This is a genomic window from Streptomyces klenkii, from assembly GCF_003626645.1.
In the GTDB taxonomy this organism is placed as follows: domain Bacteria; phylum Actinomycetota; class Actinomycetes; order Streptomycetales; family Streptomycetaceae; genus Streptomyces; species Streptomyces klenkii.
The window spans coordinates 1-1,126 of record NZ_RBAM01000156.1; the positions used below are offsets into that span (position 1 = coordinate 1).

Here is a 1,126-nt window from a genome sequence, read left to right on the forward strand (position 1 = left end):
GCCGGAGCAGTTCGGCGGTGCGGAGGTAAGGGGGCTGCTCGGGCATGTGGCAAATCTAGTCCACTAGCTCTAAGCTAGTTAACCAGCTTCACCGTACGTGGTCCCGGAGCGACGGAGGGAACCTTGTGCCCGCACCCGCGTCCCGCGCGCAGGAGATCGCCGCGCGCCTCACCGCTTCGGGATTCACGCCGCGCTTAACGCGCACGCGGGACCGCTTCCGCGTGGAGACCGCCGTACCCCCGGCGGTCTCCCGCGCACGGTGGCAGGCGCTGTTAGCGGCGTTGGAACGGGCCGACCGGTTCGGCCTCGACGGCACCCAGCAGGGACAAACGGCGTGGGCCGTCATCTTCAGGACCCCCGCGGCGGCCGGACACCGCCCGGGGGCATGGCGATCAGCTACAGGGAGCTGAACCACATGAACGAGTATCCACCGCGCGGTCTCCCGCGCCGCCGCAAGGGCGGCCCGATGCCCAGGCGGACGGCGGCATGCCGCGCGTCCTCGGCGTCCTCCGTCAAGGGAGGCTGACCATGGCCGCCCGCTACCACCGCATCGCCGACGACCTGCGCCGACAGATCCGGGACGGCACGCTGTCCCCCGGCGACCGCCTGCCGACGGAGGGCCCGCTCGCCGCCCGCTACAACGTCAGCGTCCCCACCCTCCGCAGCGCCCTTCGGCTGCTCCAGCAGGAAGGGCTCACCGAGACCATCCACGGCAGCGGGACCTACGTCCGGCCGCGACGAGAGCCGGTGCGGTACGCGAACGACCGCCATCGCAACTCCCGCAGGCAGACTCCCGAGACCCGCACGGACCTCGAATACCGGGAGATCAAAGCCGAGGAAGAAGCCTCCGCCCTCATGGGCGTTCCGGTCGGCACCCCCTTGATGGAGTGCGTCTACCGGAGCGGCGAGAGCAGCGGGCTCCCGCACACCGTCGTCACCGCGTACGTCCGTCGAGACTCGGTGCCGGATCTCCCGATGCTGCTCGCGGATACTCCCTCGCCTTGGGGAGACGACCTCCGCGCCGCGCTCGCCTCCGCTGGAACGCAGGTGGTGCGCACGGTCGAGCACCCGGTGCCACGCACCGACGAACGACCGGATGTCCTCGTCGCCCAGCGGAAGCAGCCGG

At 71.0% G+C, this 1,126-nt stretch carries 1 protein-coding gene; it reads left to right on the plus strand.

Features of this window, described 5'->3' with window-relative positions:
• Positions 1-528 precede the first annotated feature (528 nt).
• Positions 529-1,126 (plus strand): GntR family transcriptional regulator (locus tag D7231_RS35400; protein WP_158673905.1); only part of this gene is annotated, 598 nt, incomplete at its 3' end.